The organism is Aliiroseovarius crassostreae (assembly GCF_049803815.1).
Lineage (GTDB): Bacteria > Pseudomonadota > Alphaproteobacteria > Rhodobacterales > Rhodobacteraceae > Aliiroseovarius > Aliiroseovarius crassostreae_A.
Genome location: NZ_JBNAGI010000001.1, coordinates 27,538 through 51,618, shown reverse-complemented (window position 1 = coordinate 51,618; position 24,081 = coordinate 27,538). Strand labels below are relative to the sequence as shown.

General features: G+C 59.2%; 18 protein-coding genes, 1 tRNA gene and 2 pseudogenes. 13 read left to right on the top strand and 8 right to left on the bottom strand.

Going from position 1 to position 24,081, the window contains the following annotated elements:
- The first annotated feature begins 59 nt into the window (after positions 1 to 59).
- From ACP15V_RS00250 to ACP15V_RS00230, 5 genes and pseudogenes are all read left to right on the top strand, one after another.
- Positions 60 to 1,094, top strand: a complete 1,035-nt coding sequence (locus ACP15V_RS00250) for a cysteine synthase A (protein ID WP_424941679.1) — start codon at positions 60 to 62, stop codon at positions 1,092 to 1,094.
- On the top strand, positions 1,094 to 3,613 hold the full coding sequence (locus tag ACP15V_RS00245) for a DUF3772 domain-containing protein (protein ID WP_424941678.1): 2,520 nt from the start codon (positions 1,094 to 1,096) through the stop codon (positions 3,611 to 3,613). Before ACP15V_RS00250 ends, ACP15V_RS00245 begins: the two co-directional genes overlap by 1 nt.
- Positions 3,606 to 4,322, top strand: coding sequence for an alanyl-tRNA editing protein (locus ACP15V_RS00240; RefSeq protein WP_424941677.1), 717 nt, complete (start codon positions 3,606 to 3,608; stop codon positions 4,320 to 4,322). Before ACP15V_RS00245 ends, ACP15V_RS00240 begins: the two co-directional genes overlap by 8 nt.
- An 89-nt stretch (positions 4,323 to 4,411) precedes the next feature.
- Positions 4,412 to 4,501, top strand: a tRNA-Ser gene (locus tag ACP15V_RS00235).
- Between the two features lie 222 nt (positions 4,502 to 4,723).
- Positions 4,724 to 4,927, top strand: a pseudogene (locus tag ACP15V_RS00230) (D-Ala-D-Ala carboxypeptidase family metallohydrolase); the annotation flags it as partial.
- A 184-nt stretch (positions 4,928 to 5,111) separates the two neighbouring features.
- Here the strand turns inward: ACP15V_RS00230 and ACP15V_RS00225 are convergent.
- Positions 5,112 to 5,255 (bottom strand): annotated as a pseudogene (locus ACP15V_RS00225) (amino acid--tRNA ligase-related protein); the annotation flags it as partial.
- 375 nt (positions 5,256 to 5,630) lie between these two features.
- Here ACP15V_RS00225 and ACP15V_RS00220 point away from each other — a divergent pair.
- Positions 5,631 to 6,242: a hypothetical protein gene (locus tag ACP15V_RS00220; protein WP_424941676.1), complete on the top strand. Its 612-nt coding sequence runs from the start codon at positions 5,631 to 5,633 to the stop codon at positions 6,240 to 6,242.
- Positions 6,243 to 6,305: 63 nt separating this feature from the next.
- Here ACP15V_RS00220 and ACP15V_RS00215 read toward each other — a convergent pair whose 3' ends face one another.
- Both ACP15V_RS00215 and ACP15V_RS00210 read right to left on the bottom strand, forming a co-directional pair.
- Positions 6,306 to 6,533: a hypothetical protein gene (locus ACP15V_RS00215; RefSeq protein ID WP_424941675.1), complete on the bottom strand. Its 228-nt coding sequence runs from the start codon at positions 6,531 to 6,533 to the stop codon at positions 6,306 to 6,308.
- 376 nt (positions 6,534 to 6,909) lie between these two features.
- Entirely contained in the window at positions 6,910 to 7,566 is a 657-nt protein-coding gene (locus tag ACP15V_RS00210) for an NnrU family protein (protein WP_424941674.1), read from the bottom strand.
- A gap of 244 nt (positions 7,567 to 7,810) precedes the next feature.
- Between ACP15V_RS00210 and ACP15V_RS00205 the strand changes: the two genes are divergently transcribed.
- Positions 7,811 to 9,451, top strand: a complete 1,641-nt coding sequence (locus tag ACP15V_RS00205; protein WP_424941707.1) for a PAS domain S-box protein — start codon at positions 7,811 to 7,813, stop codon at positions 9,449 to 9,451.
- Positions 9,452 to 9,687: 236 nt separating this feature from the next.
- Here the strand turns inward: ACP15V_RS00205 and ACP15V_RS00200 are convergent, their stop codons facing one another.
- The gene (locus ACP15V_RS00200) at positions 9,688 to 11,535 is read right to left on the bottom strand and encodes a M3 family oligoendopeptidase (RefSeq protein WP_424941706.1); all 1,848 of its coding nucleotides are present in this window, start codon (positions 11,533 to 11,535) and stop codon (positions 9,688 to 9,690) included.
- 267 nt (positions 11,536 to 11,802) lie between these two features.
- On the opposite strand from ACP15V_RS00200, the gene ACP15V_RS00195 reads away from it, so the two are divergent.
- A complete protein-coding gene (locus tag ACP15V_RS00195; RefSeq protein WP_424941705.1) occupies positions 11,803 to 14,346 on the top strand; it encodes a penicillin-binding protein 1A in 2,544 nt (847 codons plus the stop codon).
- Positions 14,347 to 14,989: 643 nt separating this feature from the next.
- The gene (locus ACP15V_RS00190; RefSeq protein WP_424941704.1) at positions 14,990 to 17,965 is read left to right on the top strand and encodes an Rne/Rng family ribonuclease; all 2,976 of its coding nucleotides are present in this window, start codon (positions 14,990 to 14,992) and stop codon (positions 17,963 to 17,965) included.
- A gap of 91 nt (positions 17,966 to 18,056) precedes the next feature.
- Here ACP15V_RS00190 and ACP15V_RS00185 read toward each other — a convergent pair whose 3' ends face one another.
- Complete coding sequence (locus ACP15V_RS00185) at positions 18,057 to 18,284, bottom strand: sulfurtransferase TusA family protein (protein WP_424941703.1); 228 nt, start codon at positions 18,282 to 18,284, stop codon at positions 18,057 to 18,059.
- Positions 18,285 to 18,398: 114 nt separating this feature from the next.
- Between ACP15V_RS00185 and ACP15V_RS00180 the strand changes: the two genes are divergently transcribed.
- The 4 genes from ACP15V_RS00180 (at position 18,399) to ACP15V_RS00165 (ending at position 22,238) form a co-directional block, all read left to right on the top strand.
- A complete protein-coding gene (locus ACP15V_RS00180) occupies positions 18,399 to 19,151 on the top strand; it encodes a cytochrome c biogenesis CcdA family protein (protein WP_424941702.1) in 753 nt (250 codons plus the stop codon).
- A gap of 163 nt (positions 19,152 to 19,314) precedes the next feature.
- Positions 19,315 to 20,562 carry a hypothetical protein gene (locus ACP15V_RS00175; protein ID WP_424941701.1) on the top strand — a complete coding sequence of 416 codons (1,248 nt, stop codon included), beginning with the start codon at positions 19,315 to 19,317 and terminating at the stop codon, positions 20,560 to 20,562.
- The gene (locus tag ACP15V_RS00170) at positions 20,559 to 21,938 is read left to right on the top strand and encodes a cytochrome P450 (protein WP_424941700.1); all 1,380 of its coding nucleotides are present in this window, start codon (positions 20,559 to 20,561) and stop codon (positions 21,936 to 21,938) included. Before ACP15V_RS00175 ends, ACP15V_RS00170 begins: the two co-directional genes overlap by 4 nt.
- 21 nt (positions 21,939 to 21,959) lie before the next feature.
- Positions 21,960 to 22,238, top strand: a complete 279-nt coding sequence (locus tag ACP15V_RS00165) for a hypothetical protein (protein ID WP_424941699.1) — start codon at positions 21,960 to 21,962, stop codon at positions 22,236 to 22,238.
- Between the two features lie 7 nt (positions 22,239 to 22,245).
- Here ACP15V_RS00165 and ACP15V_RS00160 read toward each other — a convergent pair whose 3' ends face one another.
- The 3 genes from ACP15V_RS00160 to fumC are packed head-to-tail and all read right to left on the bottom strand — an operon-like array spanning position 22,246 to position 24,034.
- Complete coding sequence (locus ACP15V_RS00160) at positions 22,246 to 22,461, bottom strand: ribbon-helix-helix domain-containing protein (protein ID WP_424941698.1); 216 nt, start codon at positions 22,459 to 22,461, stop codon at positions 22,246 to 22,248.
- Complete coding sequence (locus tag ACP15V_RS00155; RefSeq protein WP_424941697.1) at positions 22,458 to 22,640, bottom strand: DUF4169 family protein; 183 nt, start codon at positions 22,638 to 22,640, stop codon at positions 22,458 to 22,460. The genes ACP15V_RS00160 and ACP15V_RS00155 overlap by 4 nt, the downstream gene beginning before the upstream one ends.
- Positions 22,640 to 24,034, bottom strand: coding sequence for a class II fumarate hydratase (fumC, locus tag ACP15V_RS00150; protein ID WP_424941696.1), 1,395 nt, complete (start codon positions 24,032 to 24,034; stop codon positions 22,640 to 22,642). Before fumC ends, ACP15V_RS00155 begins: the two co-directional genes overlap by 1 nt.
- Between the last annotated feature and the right edge of the window lie 47 nt (positions 24,035 to 24,081).

Genomic DNA, 24,081 nt, shown 5'->3' with positions numbered 1-24,081 from the left:
TGATCCGCCGTGGGAACACCCATCGGCCACCTGACCCAAGCGCGAAATTAGGGGGAAACATGGATATCAAACAGGACCTTGCGGCAACAGTGGGCAACACCCCCCTGATCCGTCTGAATGCGGTCAGCGACGCCACCGGATGCGAGATTTACGGCAAGGCCGAGTTCATGAACCCGGGCCAGTCGGTCAAGGACCGCGCGGCGCTTTATATCATCAAGGATGCCATCGCGCGCGGGGACCTGAAACCGGGTGGGACAATTGTCGAAGGTACGGCTGGCAATACCGGTATTGGCCTTTCCCTGGTGGGGGCCTCGATGGGGTTCAAGACGGTGATTGTGATCCCGGAAACCCAATCGGAAGAAAAGAAAGATATGCTGCGGTTGGCGGGGGCGGAACTGGTGCAGGTGCCCGCAGCCCCCTATCGCAATCCGAACAATTACGTGCGCTATTCCGGGCGTCTGGCCGAGAAACTTGCACAATCCGAACCAAATGGCGTGATCTGGGCCAACCAGTTCGACAATGTGGCCAACCGTCAGGCCCATGTGGAAACCACCGCGCCCGAGATCTGGGCGCAGACCGACGGCAAGGTCGACGGCTTCACCTGCGCGGTGGGGTCGGGGGGCACGCTGGCCGGGGTGGCCGAGGCGCTGCAGCCCAAAGGCGTGAAAATCGGTTTGGCCGACCCGCTGGGCGCGGCCCTTTACAGCTTTTACACCACCGGCGAGTTCGCCTCGGAAGGGGGATCCATCACCGAGGGGATCGGGCAGGGGCGCGTGACCGCGAACCTTGAAGGGTTCACCCCCGACATGTGTTTCCAGATCCCTGATGCCGAAGCGCTGCCGTATGTCTTTGATCTGGTGGAACAGGAAGGGCTTTGCCTTGGCGGTTCGTCTGCGATCAATATTGCCGGTGCGGTGCGTATGGCCCGCGAAATGGGGCCGGGCCACACAATTGTAACCATTCTGTGCGACTATGGCTCTCGCTATCAGTCGAAATTGTTCAACCCGACCTTCCTGAAGGAAAAGGGCCTGCCCGTGCCCGCTTGGCTGGATCGCGACCCCGCGCTGCTGCCAGAGGTGTTTGAGGACGTCTGATGTACCATTTCGTTTTGGCCCTCTGCCTTGCGGTTCTGACCTTGCTGGGGTCAGCACAGGGGGGCATGGCCCAGGACGGGGCGACCAGTCCGGTGGTGCAGTTTTCTGTTGCGCCAGCCGATCTTGATGCGGATGCGTCTGATCAACCGGCCTATGTGTTGCTGGATGACGGGACACCGGATTACGACGCCTGGGCGCGACTTGCCGAACGGGTCGAGCGGGCCCTGGAAGTGGGGCGCGCATCCGATGCGGTCATGGCGGACCTGCGCGCCAATCTTACCGACTGGCGGGCGCTGTTTGCCGAGGCCAAGCAGGAAAACGACATCCGGATCGACACCTTAAAGACGCAGATTGCCACGCTTGGCCCCAAGCCGAAAGAAGGGGAGAGCGAACCGGCCATTTTGACCGAACGCAGGGATGAGCTGACCACGCAACTGAACGCCGCCCGCCTGCCGGTACAGCGCGCCGAAGAGGCCCATTCGCAGGCGGATGTGCTGATCAATGGCATTGACAAGCTGATGCGCGGCCGACAGGCCGATCAGCTGCTGAAGCTGGGACCGACCCCGTTTAACCCGACCATCTGGCCCGCGGCCCTGACCGATCTGGTTGAAACCTTTCGTCTGGCGGGGGAAGAGATGGCCCGAAACTGGGGCCGCGACGCGCAATGGCAGGATTTCAAAAGAGACTTGCCGCTTTCGTTGACGTTGTCGCTGATCGGGGCGGTTCTGTTGCTGCGGGGGCGGTATTGGGTGATGCGCTTTGGCGCCTTTCTGCGCCGCAATCGCCGGGGCCCGGCGCTTGGCGTGGTCGGATTTCTGGTGTCCCTTGGCCAGTTTCTCATCCCGCTTCTGGGCATCTCTTTCCTGGTCTTTGCCCTGTATCTGACAGGCATTTTGGGACTGCGCAGCCAGGTGATCGTGGATGTTTTGCCGAACATGGTCATGGTGATCTTCGCGAGCCTGTGGATCAGCAACCGGGTGTTTGGGGTCGAGGGGGCAGGCTGGACCATTCTGGATATGCCATCGGAAGGCGCGCGCACCGAAGCGCGCTGGACCACCAATATGCTGGGTGTGCTTCTGGCGATCTGGGATCTTCTGACGCAACTGGCCCTGCATGAGAACTATCCGCAGACCACATGGGCGGTGATCAGTTTCCCGGTGTTTGCCTTGATGGGACTGTTCTTGCTGCGGCTTGCCCGCCTGTTGCGCCTGCACCTGCAGTTGCGTGAGAGTGACGAACAGGTCGGGACGTTCCGCACCAGCGTGTTGCATATGCTGTCAATCCTCACCAATGCCGTGGCGATCGCGGGCCCGCTGGCGGCGGCGGTCGGCTATGTCACTTTGGCCGCCTCCTTCATGATCCCCTGGGTGCTGACGCTGGGCCTGGTTGCGGTGCTCGAAGTGCTGCACTGGTTTGTCGTCAGCCTGTATGGTGTGGTTCTGCGCAAGGATGACGAAGAGGCGGGGCAGGCGCTTTGGCCAATTCTGATCTCGTTTTTCATAAGCTTGCTGGCCGTGCCGCTCTTGGCGCTGATCTGGGGCGCGCGGATCACCGACCTGACCGAACTGTGGACCACGGTGATGAGCGGGTTCGAAGTGGGCGGCGCGCGGATCACGCCGCGCACCTTTGTGACGTTCGCCATTGTGTTTGTGCTTGGCTACGCGGCGACCCGTTTCCTGCAATCCATGCTGAAAAGCTCGATCCTGCCAAAGACCAAGCTGGATATCGGCGGGCAAAATGCGATCTCTGCGGGCGTCGGATATGTTGGCATATTTCTGGCGGCGCTGCTTGCGATCACCTCGGCGGGGCTTGACCTCAGCTCGGTGGCGATTGTCGCCGGTGCGCTGTCGGTGGGGATCGGTTTTGGTCTGCAAAACATTGTGTCGAACTTCGTCTCTGGCATCATCCTGTTGATCGAGCGGCCGATTTCCGAGGGGGACTGGATCGAGGTGGGCGGCCAGATGGGCTATGTGCGCGACATTTCCGTGCGCTCCACCCGGATTGAAACCTTTGACCGGTCGGATGTGATTTTACCCAACTCGGATCTGATCTCGGGGGTGGTGACCAACTATACCCGCGGCAACTCCATCGGTCGGATCATCCTGCCGGTGGGGGTGGGATACGGCACGGATACGAAACGGGTTGAAGAAGTGTTGCGCGAAATTGCCGAGGACCATCCGATGGTCACGGTAAACCCGGCGCCCTCGGTGATCTTTACCAATTTCGGTGCTGACGCGCTGGAGTTTGAAATCCGTGCGGTTCTGAGTGATGTGAACTATTCGCTTACGGTGAAAAGCGAGATGAACCACGAGATTGCCCGCCGCTTTGCTGAGGAAGGCTTCGAAATCCCGTTTGCGCAACGCGACCTGTGGATCCGCAATCCCGAGGCGCTGCGCCCCGCCGCAGCTGTGGCGGGTGGTGCCGCGGGGGCTGGTCAGACCGTCCCCCCAGAGGCGATGACACTCGACGACCTGCAAAACGGGGCCGATGAAGGTGTGGAAGGAGAGGGCGATGAGTGACGCGCTTTATACACAGGATGCCTATGCCTCAGAGGCGCCGGCGCAGGTGATCGCCCACACCGACATTGGCGGAGTGATCGTTGACGCTTGCCTGTTTTACCCAACCGGTGGCGGGCAACCCGGTGATGCGGGGCGTCTGGTCTGGCAAGGGGGTGACATGTCCGTGGTGACCACGGTGAAATCTGCGGATGGCCCGGTTCTTGTGCCTGCCGAAGGCGAGGGTTTGCCGCCGGTTGGAACCCCTGTCACACAGCATCTGGACTGGGATATCCGTCACCGGCACATGCGCATGCACACGGCGCTGCATCTGCTCTCGGTCGTGATCCCCTTGCCGGTTACGGGGGGGCAGATCGGCGCGGAAAAGTCGCGGCTGGATTTCGCGATGGAGACCCCGCCGGAGGATAAGCAAGCCATCGAAGATGCGCTCAATGCGCTGATCGAGAAGAATTATTCCGTGACAGATCAATGGATTACCGATCAGGAGCTCGCCGCCAACCCTGGTCTGGTGAAAACCATGTCGGTTCAGCCCCCCCAAGGGGCCGGGCGCGTGCGCCTGGTGCGGATTGGCACCGAGGATGAGCAGGTCGACCTGCAACCCTGCGGCGGCACCCATGTGGCACACACCGCCGAAATCGGCAAAATCCGCATCGGCAAAATCGAGAAAAAAGGCAAGATTAATCGCCGCGTGGCCCTGCACCTGGTGGACTGATTTCGGTCCGTACCCGGCAGGTCAGAGATTTTTTGGAATTCGCAGAAAGATGCTTGAAACCGCCCGGCTTTCTCTGTAGCAACACCGGCGGAGCGGTGGCCGAGTGGTCGAAGGCGCACGCCTGGAAAGTGTGTAGGCGGGGAACCGTCTCGAGGGTTCGAATCCCTTCCGCTCCGCCACTTGCCCCTGCGAAAGCGTTCTCTCGATCCGGCTGCGGCCGGATTTTTCCGCGTTTTCAAAGGGGTTTGCAGAACCGGCTGAACACCACCGTGCCAGCAATCGGCACAAAATCCGTTCTCTCGGCGAGCTTTTCTCTGAACCTCATGACTTCTGCCATTTGGTGAATTTCTTAGAGGGCGTTGAAAAGGAAGCATTTTCTGGAGCCATGACCTGAGCACTTCAACGAGCCTGCATTGGAGAAGCTTCAGGTCCTGCGCGATCAGCTGGGCAAGCCTTTGATCGTGCGCTCGGCCTATCGCAGCCCGGAGCACAACCGCGTTGTCGGCGGTGCCAAACGCTCGAAGCACATGGAGGGCGCCGCCTTCGACATCGCGATGGCGAACCACGACCCGGCGGCCTTCGAGGCGGCGGCGCGCGAGGTCGGGGTGGCGCAAGGCGTCCTGGCAGAGACCCAGACCGCCATCCTGCCGCTCGTGCCGTAGGGGGTGAAAAGCCCGGGCTTCTTTGTAGTGCGTATTATGCAATCGAAATCAAAGCGCCCCGCTGGAAATCCAGCGGGGCGCGAACGATGGAGAGGCCAAGGTTGAGCCTGCGATTGACGGAGATTTTCTACACCAACGGGAACGGCACCACGTCAGATATTCTATCTGCACCCGTAATCACCATCACGAGGCGATCTAGGCCGATTCCAAGACCGCCAGCTTGAGGCAGTCCGTCTTCAATCGCCGACAAAAAATACTCGTCAACCCCGTAAGGCTCGTCACGAACGAGATCTTGATGCTCTACCTACCATTTCAAGATGAGGGTTCCTGTCCGATACTCGAAGATTGAAAGACGTTCATTTGTCTTCATGAGCCTGCGGACGGACAGTGAAGAGGTTGCCAGGAAAAAGGAGCGGAGTTGTGTGCAAAAAATGCACATAAGTCCTGCGGTGGAGCCGAGGCCTTGGAAGTCAAAATAAGAAGCCCTGAAACTATCCGCCGAGTCAAGCGCGAGGGCTTCCCTAGCGTAGGTTCTGATGACGCTTTTTAGATGCATCCATTATTAAGTTTCGGAGCATGTCCCACTCGATACGTACGTGATACATTGCCTCTTGATATGGTGGAATCAATATGAGATGAAACACTCATGAGAAGAGTATTGCAATGGATCGCGTCGCTTCTGTTTGTGTTAGTAATAAGTCCGATCGTGGGCACTTTTTTTATTGAGTATGCAAAAACACTCGGATTCTATGATGATCCCGCGGCAGTCGTGGATGCATTACTTATGTTTGCTTCCCAGATCATCAATAGCGCGGCATACCCCTATGTTTTGGGGGCCAGCGGCGGCGCATTCGCTGCAGTTTGGTTGTATTGGTTTGCGGGAAAAATAGAACGCAGACAAGCAAAGCCCGTTCTTCTGTATGATAGCGAGCTATCTCTGCAGTTTCGGAAGGATCCACAGCCGTTCGAAGCCAAAAATCTCAACATTTTTAGGTGGTATACATTCCCAGTTATCATGCAGGTTTTTGATCAGAGTGGTCAGAGAAAAGACGAAAACGTGGTCACTACGATTTTTCTAACTTTTCAGGATCTGTCTCAAACCGCCTACCCTGTATTGAAGTGCTCTGATCCCAACTTGCGGTTGGAAGTAAAAGACCTATCATCCCGCTCTGCGATCGTCTTGCTGCATGGCAAGGCCGAAGATGTCACCATTGATATGAGCTTCAGGAGCCAACCAGACCATTATTTGAGTAGCTAACAAATAGGAGCCCCAACCCACTTCTGGCTAATGGCTAAGGCTCAATCTCAGCTCTTGTTCAGTCTATTTGCAAACCAATTTGCATGAGACTTTTGGGGGAAAACCGCCGACGGAGCATTCCATTTTACATTCTGGAACGAGACCCATAATCTTGACATCAGCTTTTTTCTTTAATTCAAAGCCTTCAAGCTCATACTGGCTAAGGCCTGACGCCTCTAGTAGTGCTTGAATTTTTGGAGCCATCTCGGATGCAATTTGATCGACGTCGGTTTGGGGAATATCTGTAGCCATTTGGAGTCTCCCTTTTGCTAATAAGCTAACAATACCACAATTTTGGGTTGATTTCAAAAATGAGCAAATCCTTGCACCACATTTTGCACCGCATAAAACCCATTCAGCCTTAAAAATAAGGGGTAATCAGTAGGCATATTTCAATACTGCCGGACTTCCGCTCCGCCACAGATCTTTTGTGGCCCCCCCCAATTCAGTTTAGTGGTGACATTTTAGAGGTCACATTGCGGGCAGGCGGTTTGCGTCAGCCCCGCAGGCACCTGGAAAGTCGCGCTTTTCCCCTGCGTCCGGTCAGTGCGCACCCGGACCAGATGCGAAATTCTGCCACCTGTTACGTTGCTCTGGCGCTTGCCCGTTTGGGGGGCCGGGGAGGGGGTTACGGGATAGGAGAAATCCCGATCACGGGGTCATGCGCCCACAATACCAGGGCGTAGATCACCAGGCCAATTCCAACACGCATGCTCCCATTAAAACTGGGGTGCAGGTTGCGTGTTGTGGTGCTGATCCGCGTCCATTCCTTGTCGCCCAACTGCCGGATCTTGCGACGATTGATGATCTTGCGCCCCAAAAGGGAAAACCCCGCGAAACAGGCAAACATGATCACATGTGCCAGATCACCATTGGCCAGAAGATGGGCACAAGACCACAGGAACAGGGCCAATAACAGGGGATGATGGGTCCAGCCGATCAGGCCCGGATCTGCTGGATCGAAGGCGTCATTATTTGCGCCGCCAAATGACAAGGGGTTTGGTCGGCCAATGGCCATCGCAATGATCACCACGGCAACGAGCATCAGAGCCATCGCAAGATGATTGTGCCATTCCTGCCAATCCCAAAGCGGCAGATAGGGTGCCCTGCGGGCCGCGACAATCAAAAGGATCAACGCCAGGGTCGACAACAGACTATAGGCAATGGTGAAGCCACGTGCCCCAATGATAGATATGATCCCTGCCTTCACCCGCGGTTTTACCGGGATCATGTGGCTGGCAAAAAAGAATGCAAAACCAAGGATGTAACCTGTCCAATCCTGCATGGCTCTTGCCTTTCCCTCATTGAGATTTCCGGTCTGTCTACGCGGTTTTATCCTCTGTATCCAGCGCGATCTCCACTTGGGTTTTTCGTTTGATCACGGGGCCGGACTGATTTCCGCGGGCCTTAACGTCATCTCAATAAGTGGGGCTCTAGGGTCGTGATTGAACTTAAGGTCAGGCGAACTTGCCTCTCAGCGGGAAGGGTACAAAACAACGATGAAACCAGAAGTCACACCCGGCAAGCGAATGCGTGGAATTAACTCGGTGTTTTTTAAGCTGGCGGTGCCAATCATCGTTGCGGTGGGGATCTCGGGGCTGGCATTGGTCAGCCTGTCGTTGCGCGGCAGCAATCAGGTGGTGGATCAGTTGACCGCTGCAGGAGATCAAGAGATCACCGCATTGGTGGCCGACGCGCTGGTCGGGTCCTTCCAGATGATGAATGTCAACGGCATCAATCGCCGGCTTGAACCGATGGTGGATCCGGAGGATCCAAACGCCCCGACGATTATGGCGCTCGCTGCAAATGGCCGGAACCTGACGCAAATCGGCCCGGAAATCGCAGATATTGACGAATTGGAACGGCTGGCGAATGCAGCCCTGGACACAGGCGAAAAGCAGGTTTCGAAAGGCGGGCTTTATGTTGCGCAGCCGGTCAAAGCGCGCGGCGGGGATCGCCAGCTTGGGGTGTTGGCGATTGCGTGGAATGCAGAGAAAACCCACGCCCTTGTGTTGTCAGACCAAATACGAATCGCGGGCATCTCTGCGGGCATTTTTATTGTCGCCTTGATTGCCATCATGTTTGGGGTGCGGAAAATTGTCATGACACCCTTGCATGATATCGGTTGTGCCGTGGGCCAGATTGCCCGCAAGAATTATGATGTGGAAATACCAACCTCACGCAGCCATGATGAGTTGGGTCGTTTGGCGGCCGCATTGCAGGACTTCGCGGGAGAATTGGGTAAAGGGGCGCAAGCCGAAGCCGAAAACCGGTTCCGCAGCACCGCGTTCGAAGGCGCATCCACGTGTTTGATGATGATGGATGACACGTTGAATATCAGCATGGTGAACCCTGCGATGCAGGAGCTGATCGAGCAGTTGCAAAGCGACTGTGCCAAGGCTGTTACCTCTGGCGAGCAGGATCTGGGTGAGTTCAGAAATTTTGAACAGTATCTGGCTTTCAGTTCTCAATCCGATGTGGCCGATCGGCTGATCGCAGCAGAAGATCTGCCCTGTGAAGTTGTGCTTTCAGTCTTGGAAACACGTCTGAAGGTGTTGGTGGATGCAGTGCGTGATACCAACAATTGCGTCATTGGATATGTGGCCGAATGGCAGGATATCACGGATCGGTTTGTCAACGAGGCCTTGATGCAAGCCATCAACAGCAATCAGATCAAAATCGACCTGGCAACGGATGGAACCGTTCTTGCGGTCAACCCGCATTTCATGACGGTTATGGGTCATGATGAGGCTGCATTGTTGAATGTGGATTTCGCAACACTGTTTGCCGGTGGCGAAGAAGAGGGCCTCACGCTCACCGACGTGCTGCTGCAGGTGACCGGGGGGGATAGCCTTTATGGTCACTTCCATCTGATCGGAAAAAATGGGCAAAAAGTCATTGTGGATGGTGGGTTCGTTCCGGTCACCGATCTCGATGGCACACTGATGCGCATTGTCCTGATCGCGAATGACGTGACGGATGCGCGACGGGAGGTTGAGGCTGCGGAAGCCGAGCGGGCTGAGATGGAAGCGGCGCAAAGCCAGGTTGTTGATGCGTTGCGCGATGGTCTGAGCCAGCTCTGCATCGACTGCGTGCGCGACCGCGATGCGGCCTTCAAGACGCGCCCCGGTTTCAACCGCCGCGGGTCGAAAGACAGCCAGTTGAAGTGAATTAAGGCGACGGGGAAGGGGCGCTGCCCCTCGGCCCGCTGACAGGGCTTCGCCCGTTCATCGGGCGAAACAGTCCCCCAGACTGTTTCCAATAAGCCCTCGAACTTCGAGGTATTTTGGGCAAGAAAAAAAAGGTTACCCGAAATGGGCCTTGGGGGCGCACACGCGGTGCCCGCCTGTAGGGTGCCCCCCCGCGCGGGCGTGGCCAGGCGGGGAGGGGATGGTTTAAGCGTGGATCACTCCATCGCCTCCAATTCATCAATGAAGCCTTCGATCATCGACAGGCCCTTGTCCCAGAATTTCGGGTCGGATGCGTCGAGGCCGAAGGGGGCGAGCAGGTCTTTGTGGTGTTTCGCACCGCCCGCTTTCAGCATGTCGAAATATTTCTCTTGGAAGTCGGCGTCGCCTTCTTCGTAGACCGCGTAAAGCGCGTTCACGAGGCCGTCGCCGAACGCGTAGGCGTAGACGTAGAAGGGCGAATGGACGAAATGCGGGATGTAGGCCCAGAAGGTTTCATAGCCCTCCATGAACTCAAACGCGCCGCCCAGGCTTTCGGCCTGCACCGACATCCAAAGGGCGTTGATGTCATCGGGGGTAAGCTCGCCGCCCGCGCGCGCTTCGTGCAGTTTGCACTCAAAGTCATAAAACGCGATCTGGCGCACCACGGTGTTGATCATGTCCTCGACCTTGCCGGCCAGCAGCACCTTTTTCTCTGCCTTGGTCTTGGCCTCGGACAGGAGCTTGCGGAAGGTCAGCATTTCGCCAAAGACGGAGGCCGTTTCGGCCAGTGTCAGCGGGGTGGAGGACAGAAGTTCACCCTGATCGGCCGCCAGAACCTGGTGCACACCGTGACCAAGTTCATGCGCCAAGGTCATGACATCGCGGGGTTTTCCCAGATAGTTCAGCATCACATAGGGGTGCGCGTCGGTCACGGTGGGGTGGGCAAAAGCGCCCGGGGCCTTGCCCGGTTTCACGCCTGCATCAATCCAGCCATCGGTGAAGAAGGGCTTTGCGATCTCGGCCATGCGCGGGTCGAAATCGGCATAGGCCTCCATCACGATTTTTTCCGCCGTGGGCCAGTCGACCAGCCGGTCGTCTTCCATCGGCAGGGGCGCGTTGCGATCCCAGACCTGCATGGTATCCAGGCCCAGCCATTTGCGCTTCAGCTCGTAATAGCGGTGGCTGAGGCGCGGGTAGGCGTCGACCACGGCGTTGCGCAGCGCCTCGACCACTTCGGGTTCCACGTGATTGGACAGGTGCCGGCCCATTTGCGGGCTGGGCATGTTGCGCCAGCGGTCTTCGATTTCCTTTTCCTTGGCCAGCGTGTTGTGCACGCGGGCGAAGATCTTGATGTTTTCCCCAAGCACGCGGGCGATTTCACGCGCGGCGGCCTCGCGGGTGGGGCGGTCGTGCTCGGTCAACAGGTTGGCGGTGGCCTCAAGATTGCGCTCTTCGCCGTTTACGGTGAACATCAGCCCGGCGACAGTTTCGTCAAACAGCGTGTTCCAGGCCGAAGATCCGACCGAGGATTTGTCATGCAGGAACTGTTCCAGCTCGTCCGACAGCTGATAGGGGCGCAGGGCGCGCATCCGGTCAAAGATCGGTTTGTAGCGGGCGAGGTCTTGGTTTTCGGCAAACCAACCTTCCAGAAGATCGTCGTCCAACCGGTTGACTTCCAACGAGAAAAAGACAAGCGGCGCGGTGCCCACGGTGATGCGTTCCTGGCAGTTCTGGAAAAACTGCGCGCGATCCGCATCGGTGGTTTCCTGGTAATACCGCAGCCCCGCAAAGGACATGATGCGCCCGGCGATCATGGTGATTTTCTCATCCTGCTGCACACAGGCCAGCATTCCGGCGGCGTCCAGATCGGCCAGTTTGCCCTGGTATGTCGCGGCAAATTCGGCACAGGCGGTGTCGATCCAATCCAGATCACGGGACAGTTCGGGGGCCTCTTCTGAGCTGTAGAGATCGGTCAGATCCCAGCTGGGCAGATTGCCAAATGCCCCACCGTCAGAGCCGTCGCCGGACCCGGCATTGGCGTCAAAAAGGGGTTTGGCGGCGGGGAAGGGAAGGGGGTGGAACATGTTGCCTCCGGATTGATCTGTTGCCTCAAGACATAGGGGCGGGGCGCGGGGGATGCAATCAACTGCGCCCGATCATGCGCCCCGTCATGCACCCGCTCATCGGTGACCGCCCCCGCGAACCCGCGGGCTTTGAGGCGGATTTTGGGCTGCCATGGGGGCTGACCAAAGGTCAAACGGGCGTGATTTGGCCGATTTTTCCCCGCGTTGGGGTTTTGACCCCCGAGGGCGCGCCCTTTATAGGAGGATGGACGTAACCCGGAGGCGCACGTGGTCCGATTCATTCTTGGCTTTTTTGGCTCTATTTTTACCTTCATCACCCTCGGGGTGGTTGTGGGGGCATTGGTGATTGGCGGCGTCTTCTGGATGTATTCGCGCGACCTGCCCAGCCATGAGCAGCTGTCGAACTATACCCCTGCCACGATCAGCCGGGTCTATTCCGGTGAAGGCGACCTGATGGACGAGTTCGCCCGCGAGCGACGCCTGTACACACCAGCGGATGAAATTCCGGAAATGGTGAAAAACGCGTTCATCTCGGCCGAGGATAAGAATTTCTATAATCACCAAGGGTTTGACATGCGCGGCATTATTGCCGCCGCGATCGAGGCCGCCCAGGGGGGGCGCCTGCGCGGGGCCTCGACGATTTCGCAACAGGTGGTGAAGAACTTTCTGCTGTCCTCGGAACGCTCGGCTGAGCGCAAGATCAAGGAATTGATCCTGTCGGTGCGGCTGGAAAACACGCTCGATAAGGATCAGATCCTGTCGCTGTATCTGAACGAGATTTTCCTGGGGCAGAACTCTTATGGTGTGACGGCTGCGGCCCAGACCTATTTCAATAAGACGCTGGGGCAGTTGGCCCCGCATGAGGCGGCCTATCTGGCGACGCTGCCCAAGGCGCCCGCGCGCCTGCATCCGGTGCGCAACAAGGAGGCGGCGCTGAAGCGGCGCAATTATGTTCTGCGCGAGATGTATCAAAACGGCTATCTCGACAAGGCAACTTATGACAGCGAAGCCGCGCTGCCGCTGCGGTCGGTGCAGGCGGGGGATTTCCCGGCGTTCCGGCAGGCCCTGCCACCGCGTGATTATTTCTCGGATGAAATCCGCCGCCAGCTGTCGCGCGATTTTGGCGAGGAAGAGTTTTTCACCGGCGGCATGACCGTGCGCGCCACCGTGGATCCGAAACTGCAGAAAGTGGCGGCGAAAAGCCTGCGCGACGGGCTTGAGAAATATGACCGTCGTCAGGGGGTCTGGCGCCCAAGCGGCGAAGTGATTGCCGCCGATCAACTGGGGAATGAGGCCAGCTGGCGGGCGGCGTTGAAAGGCGCCAGGATCTCGCGAGATATTGAAGGCTGGCACCCTGCCGTTGTGCTGGAGGTCGGGGCAAAGGATGCCCGCATCGGCATTGAGGGGGTGGAAGAAGACGAAGACGGTCACTGGATCCCGGCCAAAGATGTGCAATGGGCACGCCGCCGTGACCCGGAAACCGGCCAGTTGGGCCGTAAGGCGCGGGTTGCGGGGGATCTGCTGAAGGTGGGCGAGGTTGTGCTGGTGCGCCGCATGGTCAGCGACGACGATGGCAGCTTTATCCGCTGGACCCTGCGCCAGGTGCCCGAAGTGCAGGGCGGCTTCATGGCGATGGATGTGAACACCGGTCGGGTGATCGCCATGCAGGGCGGTTTTTCCTATCAGGACAGCGTCTTTAACCGCGCCACCCAGGCCACGCGGCAACCGGGGTCGAGCTTTAAGCCCTTTGTGTATGCCTCGGCGCTGGACAGCGGGTTTTCCCCGGCAACCATCGTGATTGACGCGCCGATCGAGGTGGATGTGGGCGGGGGCAAGGTCTGGCGCCCCAAGAACGCGTCGAACAAATTTTACGGCCCTACGCCGCTGCGCACGGGGATTGAACGATCGCGGAACCTGATGACCGTGCGCCTGGCGCAGGAAATTGGCATGGACACGGTGGCGGCCTATGCGGAACGCTTTGGCGTCTATGACAATATGAACCCGTTTCTGGCCAATTCACTGGGGGCCGAGGAAACCACGCTCTTTAAGATGGTGGCGGCCTATGCGATGTTTGCCAATGGCGGCGAACGGGTGGAGCCGACGCTGGTGGACCGGGTGCAGGATCGCTGGGGGAAAACGATCTATCGTCACGACCAGCGCGATTGTGTGGACTGCACCCTTGCGAACCTGGCGGCCGGGGCGGCCCCGGCGATTGTGTCGAACCGCGAGCGGGTGATGGATGCGATCACCGCCTATCAGCTGACCTCGATGATGACCGGGGTGGTCAAACGCGGCACGGCCTCGTCCACGGTGAACTTGCCGGTCCCCACCGCGGGCAAAACCGGGACCACCAATGACGCACGTGACGTGTGGTTTGTGGGCTTTACCTCAAATATCGTGGCCGGCTGTTACATCGGCTATGACCGTCCGCGCACCATGCCGGGTGCCTCTGGGGGTGGCATGTGTGGCCCGGTCTTCAACAGCTTTATGAAAGAGGCGATCAAGGAATATGGCGGGGGCGCGTTCAAAGTGCCGCCCGGGGGGCATTTCATCAAGATCGACCGCTTCACCGGCGCGCGTCTGCCCAATGACGCCAGCGGTGAACACGTGGTGGCAGAGTATTTCCGGGATGGGGAAGAGCCGCTTTTTGGCATCATGTTTGACGGTGGTTTTGCCATGGGGTCGAACCTGCCGCTGTTTTCACCGGCCGAAAACGATCAGGGATCTGTTGTGACCACATCCACCGGCGAACGTGTGGTTGTGCCGGGCAAGGCAGATTTCGGTTCGCTGTCTTCGGGCGGTCAATACTGACAAGCAGGACGGGCAAATCGGCGGATCAGGCGGGGCGCTTCGGTTGTCCCGCCTCATCTAAATGGCGAATTGCTTTCCCTTCTTTGCATTTTGCCCATTGTCATTCCCCCCACTTGCCACATATGTTCAGGATGAAGAGGGGCGCCTTGTCGTTTCCTCTGATCAGAGTTTCGCCGTTCCCTTCGGGGCAGGCCATTGCCAAGCGCAAGGTCACTGCCAGGACACCGGACAGAACGGACCGAGAGCGCCGCGCCAGGGCAGGTTCGCAAAAACCATGCAGAATACCTCCTGACCGGCAGGAATTGAAGATCGGCTTTCACGGCAAATGATCGTGGTCCGGTCGGATACATCGCTGTACCCCGGACGCCGGGGGCAGCTTGAAATTGGGGCCTCGCGGGCCACAGACGGGAAACCGTCTTTCAGCAGGTGACGCGCAATCGTTGCAGGCAGGCCGCCGGTTCCGGAGAAGAAACGCGATGATGCGTGCGAGGACAGAGCAGAGAAACGATCAGGGGTGCAAGCCTCTGAATGCGCTGCCTTTTCCCCCGCATTCTTTCGCCCTGACAAGCCACCTTTCACGTGCCGTGGGTCCGCCCCCAACAGGGGTCGGGCGCGCGCCTGATGCTAGGTGCAGAAAGACAATATGCCTAAAAAGATGCTTATCGATGCCACCCACGCGGAGGAAACCCGCGTTGTTGTGGTCGACGGCAACAAGGTCGAGGAATTCGACTTTGAATCGGAAAATAAACGCCAGCTAGCCGGGAATATCTACCTGGCCAAGGTCACGCGGGTTGAACCCAGCCTGCAGGCCGCTTTCGTGGATTATGGCGGAAATCGCCATGGTTTCCTGGCGTTCACGGAAATCCACCCGGATTACTACCAGATCCCGGTCGCGGATCGCGAGGCGCTTTTGGAAGAAGAGCGCGCCTATGCCGAAGCGATGGCCGCTGAGGAAGAAAAACCCAAATCCCGTCGTCGCCGCCGCTCGCGGTCGAAATCCAAGGCCGAAGAGACCAAGTCGGACGATGCCGTGGCCACCAAAGAGGTGGACACCAGCCCTGAGACCGGTGACGCCGGTGCATCGGGCATGGATGTGATTGATCTGGACGAAGGCGGGGCGGACACGCTTGAGGGCCATTCGCCCATGGATCTGGTCGAGGACACCCCGGTGGCCGAACCCGCCGACCCCAAGGACGAGGCCGCGGCCGAAGACGGCGCTGCGGCAGAGACTGCGACCGCAGATACATCCGAAGATGCAGGTGATCAGCCTGCGTCGGATGAAGAGACCGGCGCAGAGGCCAAAGAAAACGCCAACACCGCTGCCACCTCTGATGACGACAGCACCAGTGCGGATGACGATGATGAGGATGATGAAGACGATCCTCTGGAAGCGGATGAAAAAGACGACCAGATCGAACGTGTCGCTGATGATGACAGTTCCGAAGATATCCGACCGCGTCGCAAACCGCGCCCGAAACGGTATAAAATTCAAGAGGTTGTCAAGGTGCGCCAGATCCTTCTGGTGCAGGTTGTCAAAGAAGAACGCGGCAACAAAGGCGCGGCCCTCACCACCTATCTGTCGCTGGCGGGCCGGTATTGCGTTTTGATGCCCAACACCGCACGCGGCGGCGGGATTTCCCGCAAGATCACCAATGTGACCGACCGCAAGAAGCTCAAGGAAATCGCGGCTGAGATCGACGTGCCGCAAGGTGCGGGGCTGATCGTGCGCACCGCGGGCGCCAAGCGTACCAAGACCGAGATCAAGCGCGACTACGAATATCTGCAGCGCCTGTGGGAACAGATCCGCTCGCACACGCTCGAAAGCATTGCGCCCGCCAAGATCTATGAAGAAGGCAACCTGATCAAACGCACCATCCGCGACCTCTATTCGCGCGAGATCGACGAGGTGTTTGTGGAAGGCGAAGCGGGCTATCGCACCGCCAAGGACTTCATGAAAATGATCATGCCGTCCCACGCCAAAAACGTGAAACGCTACAACGACCAGATGCCGCTCTTTGCGCGCTACCAGGTCGAAAGCTATCTGTCGGCGATGTTCAACCCGACCGTGCAGCTGAAATCCGGCGGCTATATCGTGATCGGCGTGACCGAAGCGCTGGTGGCGATCGACGTGAACTCGGGCCGGGCCACCAAGGAAGGCTCGATCGAGGAAACGGCGCTGAAGACCAACCTGGAGGCCGCCGAAGAGGTGGCCCGTCAGCTGCGTCTGCGCGACCTTGCGGGCCTGATTGTGATCGACTTCATCGACATGGATGAACGTCGCAACAACGCCGCCGTTGAAAAGCGGATGAAAGACAAGCTGAAGACCGACCGCGCCCGCATTCAGGTGGGCCGCATTTCGGGCTTTGGCCTGATGGAAATGTCGCGTCAGCGACTGCGCCCCGGCATGATCGAGGCCACGACCCAGCCGTGTAACCATTGTCACGGCACCGGCCTCATTCGGTCCGACGACAACCTGGCGCTCAACATCCTGCGCCAGCTGGAAGAAGAGGGCGTGCGTCGCCGCTCGCGCGAGGTGCTGGTCAAGGCGCCGGTGGGGATCGTCAACTTCCTGATGAACAACAAACGTGAACATATCGCCCAGATCGAAGCGCGCTATGGCATGTCGGTGCGGATCGAGGCTGATCCTTTCCTGATTTCACCGGATTACGCGATCGAGAAGTTCAAAACCGCGACCCGCGTGGTGCCCGAAGCGGCCGCCCCTGTGGTGACCGCAGATGCCGCACTGATGAGCGAGATTGACGAGGTCGAAGAGGCCGAAGTGGTTGAGGAAGAGACCCCGACCGTCGCTGGCGAAGAGGAACAGAAGCCCAAAAAACGCCGCCGCCGTCGTCGTCGTCGTCGCGGCTCCGGCAACGGGGAAGAGGGCGAGGCAAACGCCGAAAACGAGGCAGAGGCATCGGCTGACGGCGATGAAACCTCGTCCGAGGACACGCCCAAAAAAGACGCGCCAGCTGACGTGAAAGAGGGCGAAGAGGCTGAGGCCAAAACCGAAGCCGCTGCCGACGCAGAGGCGGACGAAAAGCCGAAGAAAAAGGCCACGCGCAAACGCGCGCCGCGCAAGAAAAAGTCTGACGAAGCTCCGGCTGAGGCGGCTCAGGACGGCGAGGCGGTGGCGAAAGAGGCTGTTCCGGCAGAGGCAGAGGCCGCGCCCCCTGCGGAAGAGGAAAAGCCCAAGAAGACCCGCAAACGCGCGCCGCGTAAGAAGAAGGCTGAAGAGGCCGCAGAGGCCCCAGAGGCTCCGGTGAGCGACGACGCCGCCGAGGGTGAGGCGAAGGCAGCGGTGGCAGAAACGCCCGCTGAGGACGAAAAGCCGAAGAAAAAGCCCGCCCGCAAACGCGCCCCGCGCAAGAAGAAGGAAGACGTGACGGCAGAAGCAGAAACGCCTGCGGCTGAAGCCGAGGTTTATGCCGAAGCTGCTCCGGTGGACGCAGCCGTTGAGGCAGCAGTTGAGGCTCCGGCCGAGCCTGCTCCCGAACCGGTTCTTGAGACCGCAGAGGCCGTTGCGGACCCCGCGCCGAACCCTGCGCCGGTGGAAGAGGCCAAATCGGACGAGCCGCCCAAGCCCAAGCGCAAGGGCTGGTGGTCACTCGGCCGCTAAACTGGACCGCCAAACCGGTTCGCGGGTTTGAGCCACGAAAACAGAAAAGCCGGGCAACTTGCCCGGCTTTATCTTTGGAAGGTCGAAAACCTCAGCCCTTGCGGATGAAATAATGGGTAACCTCGTTCTCCGCTTCGTCCCCCAGAAATTCATGGCCCTGTTCGGCGCAGAAATGCGGCACGTCGATCACCGCGGCGGGGTCGGTTGCCTCCAGCCGCAACACCTGACCGCTTTCAAGGGATTTCAAACGCTTGCGTGCTTTCAGCACGGGCAGCGGGCACAACAGCCCAATGGCATCGAGGGTCTCATCATAGGTCATGTGGGTCACATAAGATGCCCGGGGCCGTCTGTCCAGCATGCCGGTTCATCACGGTCGCGCGGATGTGACCATCTGGCAGGTGACAGCCCCCGCGCATTGCCCTATGTGGGGGATATGTTCGGAATTGACCTCATAGATGCGAGCCTTTTGCCCGCAATGATCGTGGCCCTGGTGGCCGGTGTGCTGTCCTTTCTCAGCCCCTGTGTGCTGCCGATTGTGCCGCCCTATCTGGCCTATATGTCGGGGGTGTCGATGGGGGATATGACCGAAGGCAAAACCGGGCAGGGCAAGGTGATCATGACCGCCGGGTTCTTCGTTCTGGGCCTGTCGACGGTGTTTCTGTTTTTAGGGTTCACCACCTCTGTTTTCGGGTCGTTCTTTTTGCAAAATCAAGGCTATTTCAACACCTTCGCCGGTGTTGTTGTGATGGTTTTCGGCGCGCATTTCCTCGGCGTGATCAACATTCCGTTCCTCAACCGCGAGGCGCGTGTGGATGCGGGCGACCAGGGGGGCAGTGCCTTTGGGGCCTATCTGCTGGGCTTGGCCTTTGCCTTTGGCTGGACGCCCTGCATTGGCCCGCAGCTGGGCATGATCCTGTCGCTGGCCGCCACCGAAGGGTCCGTGTCACACGGCACGCTTTTGCTCGCGGTTTACGCCGCCGGGCTGGGCCTTCCCTTCCTGCTGGTCGCCGCGTTTTTCCCGCGCATGGGGCCGCTGATGGCGTTCATGAAGCGCAATATGGAACGGATTGAGCGGATCATGGGGCTGCTTTTGTGGACCATTGGTCTTTTGATCCTGACCGGCGGCTTCTCGGCCTTTTCCTATTGGCTGCTGGAAACCTTCCCTGCACTGGCCACTTTGGGCTGACGGGGAAGGGGCGCTGCCCCTCGGCCATTCGGCCTCACCCCGAGGTGCTTTGGGCAAGAAAAAGAGCGGGCCGAGTGGGGCAAATCCACAGGCCGGGGCTTACTTTGGCCGCAATCCAGCGCTATCGTCTGATCAGATTGGGGCCAGAGAAAAGGCCGGGTAGATGGTGACAGACGGGTCGAACGGGCAGGAAATCCGCAGGCGGAGAGTGTTTTACATTCCCGGCTATGACCCGATTCATCCCCGCCGCTATCGCGAACTGTATCGCAAGGAAAGTGCACGCCAGGGGGCGATTTCCGGCTATGAGGTGGATCTGATCGGCCGTCAGGGCGCAGGCACCTATGGCTGGCAGGTCACGGGGCGGATGTCCGGAACAGAGACCGAGGCCGAGTTTGACGTGCTGGTCTGGTCCGACATCGTGCGCGACAGCATGGAATTGAACATCCTGCAGACCTATTTGCTGATGGCGCGCACCGCCTGGACCTATATCGGGTCCGGCGCGTTGCGCCGCCTGATGCGGCTGCGCAAAGGACCGGTGATCGCGGCCCTTTATCCGGTGGGCATGTTGATCCTGCAGCTGATCCTTGCGCTGTTGGCGGGGTGGATCATCGGCGGGGGCGCGGCGCTTTTGCTGGCGCCGCTGAGTGGGCCGACGATTGCAAGTGGGATTGGCGTCATTGTCGGCATCGCCGTTGTGGTCGCCGCTCTGCGGTGGTTTCGCAACATCGACAACAAGCTTTACGTTTATTACCTGATGCATGATTACAGCTATTCGGCGGCCTCGAAAGGTGCCAACCCGCCAAAGCTTGAGGCCCGTATGGCCGAATTTGCCGATCAGATCGCGGCGGCGCTGACAAGTGATGTGGACGAGGTACTGGTGGTCGGCCACAGTTCCGGCGCGCATCTGGGCGTGTCGATCCTGGCGGATCTGGTGCGGGACGGGCGGGTGCCGGCGGATGGGCCGAAACTGGGATTTTTGACGCTGGGGCAGGTGGTGCCAATGGTCAGTTTCCTACCCGATGCCTGGCGGCTGCGGCGCGATCTGCATGACCTGTGCCAGGCAGATCAGATCACCTGGATTGATGTGACCGCACCGGGCGATGGCTGTGCCTTTGCGCTGTGTGATCCGGTGGGCGTGTCCGGCGTGGCCCCGACCCCGGGCAAACGCTGGCCCATCGTCTTTTCCGCGGCGTTTACCAAAACGCTGAGCCCGGAACGCTGGAAAGCACTCAGATGGCGGTTCTTCCGGCTGCATTTCCAATATCTCTGCGCCTTTGACAAACCCGGTGACTACGACTATTTCCGCATTACGGCAGGACCGATAAGCCTTTCTGAGCGCTATAAAAACCGAAAACCGTCCGCCAGCCGCATTGACCGTTCCATATCGAAATATACGAGTATGGACCCATGACGAGCTGCCCGCATCTGCCCCCGAAACCGCCGGCGCGCGCCGGAAAAGTGTCGCTGCGCCGTTATGCCAAACTGTTTCGCGAAGACATCCTGTCAGCCCAGCCCGCGCGTCTGTATCGCGCCTGGATGGCGGAGTTTCGCACGCCGTTTTTCCGCAGTTACCTGTGCAACGATCCTGACCTGATTGATCTGGTTTTGAAGGGGCGCCCCGACGATTTTCCCAAATCTGACCGGATTCGCGAAGGGTTGGCACCGCTGTTGGGCAACTCGGTCTTCATCACCAATGGCGAGACCTGGAAACGCCAGCGGCGGATCATCGACCCGGCTTTTGAAGGCGGGCGGGTGCGGGATGTGTTCCCGGCGATGTGGGATGCCGGGGTGGCGGCGGTCGAGCGGCTGGCGCCGTTGGCCAACGGGCAACCCCTTGAAATTGAGCTGCAAACCAGTCATGCGGCGGCGGATGTGATCTTTCGCACTCTGTTTTCGATCCCGATCGAACATGACGTCGCGGGGGCCGTGTTTGAACGGTTCAAGGAACACCAGCGCGCGCAACCTGTGGTCAATCTGGGGGCCATCCTGCCCCTGCCGAAATGGTTCCCGCGCTTTCATTCGCGCCAGACCCGCGACACCGCGCGCGACATCCGCGCGCTGATCACCCAACTGACCGCCGAACGGATGGATCGGATCAGGGCCGGTACCGCGCCGGATGATCTGGCCACCAAGATCATGACCACCGAAGACCCGGTGACGGGCGCGCGGTTTGACACCGAGGAAATGGTCGACCAGGTGGCGATCTTTTTCCTCGCAGGGCACGAAACCAGCGCGTCGGCCCTGGCCTGGTCGCTGTATCTGCTGGCGCTATATCCCGACTGGCAGGCGAAGGTGGCGGACGAAGCGCAGGCGGCGATTGATCCGGAGAAGATCTATTTTTCAGTGATGTCAAAGCTGAAATTGTCGCGGGACGTGTTTCGCGAGGCGATGCGGCTCTATCCCCCCGTGCCGATGATGGTGCGCGAAGCGGCGTGCCCGGAAAGTTTTCGCAATCGCAAGGTGCCGAAAGGCAGTCAGATTGTGCTCAGCCCCTGGCACGCGCATCGGCATGAGCGGATTTGGCAGCGCCCGGATGAATTTGATCCCGGCCGGTTTTCGACGCCCGAGGGCAAAGAAAGTATGCGCGCGGCTTATTTTCCGTTTTCCTCGGGGCAGCGGGTGTGCCCCGGGTCGGCCTTTGCGATGATCGAAGGGCCGTTGATCCTCTCACTGCTTATCCGGGCCTACCGGTTTGAGATTGTAGAGCAAAAGCCTGCGATGCCGGTGGCGCATCTGACCGTGCGGGGCAAAGATGGGATCTGGTTGAAGCTCACGCCGCGCCGATAGACGGAAGATTGCAATTTTCCGATGCGTTTTCTTGCAAGAAAACGGCTAAACCACGCGCTGTATCGGTTCCTGATTGCAGAAAACCACCAGTTGCCCGGCACTTTCCACGGCATGAAATCCACGCCTTCTCAGTTCTGCCTCGAACGTTGGGCGCACGACATAGCGTTCAATATCGCGAAATTTGCGCCGAATGACGGCCCCTTGGCGGGCCGCTTTGGAGCTGAACAGATCCGTGATCCAAGCATCAGGGGAGAGGGGCGCAGGCATAGGCATACCAACAGCCTGACCTGCCTTGGTTAAAACGGCGTTAACCGCGATAATGGTTCAGCACATAAACCCGAATGGCCGAGGCCAACCCGCGGTCCATGCCACGTGTTTCATCCACTTCTGCCGCCAGCGCGTTCAGGGCCAGACCGCGAGATTTCGCAATCTCTTGAAAAGCCATCCAAAACTCTGGTTCCAACGACACAGACGTGCGGTGGCCACGCAGCGTGAGCGAGTGTTTTTGCGGGCGGGTGTTCATGTCTCATCCTCCTGTTTATGGTCTTCAAACAGGCGGGTCACCCGGTCGTTTTCGGCTTTCTCGACCGCTTTTTGCGCTTTGGTTCGGCCAAACGACACGGCGTTTTGATCTGCGCGGGCCTTTTTTTCGGCCCGCGCTTTTTCTTTTCGAAACCGGTTCAGGTTGACCGGTTTTGCCATCAGGCTTTCGGGCCGATCATCTGTTCGGGGCGGACCACTTCGTCAAAGGTTTTTTCGTCCACAAAGCCAAGCGCGATCGCCTCTTCCTTCAGGGTGGTGCCGTTTTTATGCGCGGTTTTGGCGACCTTTGTGGCGTTGTCATAGCCGATGGTCGGGGCCAGCGCGGTGACCAGCATCAGGCTTTCCTTCATCAGCTTGTCGATGCGCGGTTCATTGGCTTGGATGCCATTCAGCATCCGTTCAGTAAAGCTGTCAGCCGCGTCGCCGAGAAGCTGGATGGATTGCAAGAGGTTGTAGCTCATCATCGGGTTATAGACGTTGAGTTCAAAGTGCCCCTGCGATCCGGCAAAGGTCATTGCGGCGTTGTTGCCCATCACGTGGGCGGCGACCTGCGTCAGCGCTTCGGCCTGGGTCGGGTTGACCTTGCCCGGCATGATCGAGGAGCCCGGTTCGTTTTCCGGCAAGATCAGCTCGCCCAGACCCGACCGCGGGCCCGAGCCCAGGAAGCGGATATCGTTGGCGATTTTGTAGCACGACCCGGCGACGGTGGCCAAAGCGCCTGACATGAAGACCATCGCGTCATGGGCGGCCAGCGCTTCGAATTTGTTCGGCGCGGTCACGAAGGGCAGGTCGGTGATGCGGGCCATATTGGCGGCGACCTCTTCACCCCAACCTTGTTTGGTGTTCAGCCCGGTGCCCACGGCGGTGCCGCCTTGCGCCAGTTCGTAAATGCCGGGCAGGGCGGCCTTCACGCGGGCAATGCCCTGACGGATCATATGGGCGTAGCCGGAAAACTCCTGGCCCAGGGTCAGAGGCGTTGCATCCTGGGTGTGGGTGCGGCCGATTTTGATGATGTCCTTGAACTCTTCCTGTTTGGCTTCAAGACCGGCGAGCAGTTTTTCAAGGCCCGGCAACAGCACGTCACGCACCGACATGGCGGTGGCGATGTGCATTGCGGTCGGGAAAGTGTCGTTCGACGACTGGCCCATGTTGCAGTGATCGTTCGGGTGCACCGGATCTTTTGAGCCAATGACGCCGCCCATGATTTCGATGGCGCGGTTGGCGATCACCTCGTTGGCGTTCATATTCGACTGGGTGCCGGACCCGGTTTGCCAGACGACCAGCGGGAAGTTGTCGTCAAACTTGCCGGCGACCACTTCGCTGGCGGCCTGGATCACCGCGTCTGCGATGGCCGGGTCCATGTTGCCCGCGGCTTTGTTGGCCTCAGCACAGGCCTGTTTGATCACGCCAAGGGCGCGCACGATGGCGACGGGCTGCTTTTCCCAACCGATCGGGAAGTTCATCAGCGAGCGTTGGGTCTGTGCGCCCCAATATTTGTCGGAAGGAACTTCGAGCGGGCCAAAGCTGTCGGATTCAGTGCGGGTCTCGGTCATGTCATGCGCCTTTTTTCAAAAGAAACCGACGCTTTTCTACCCGAATG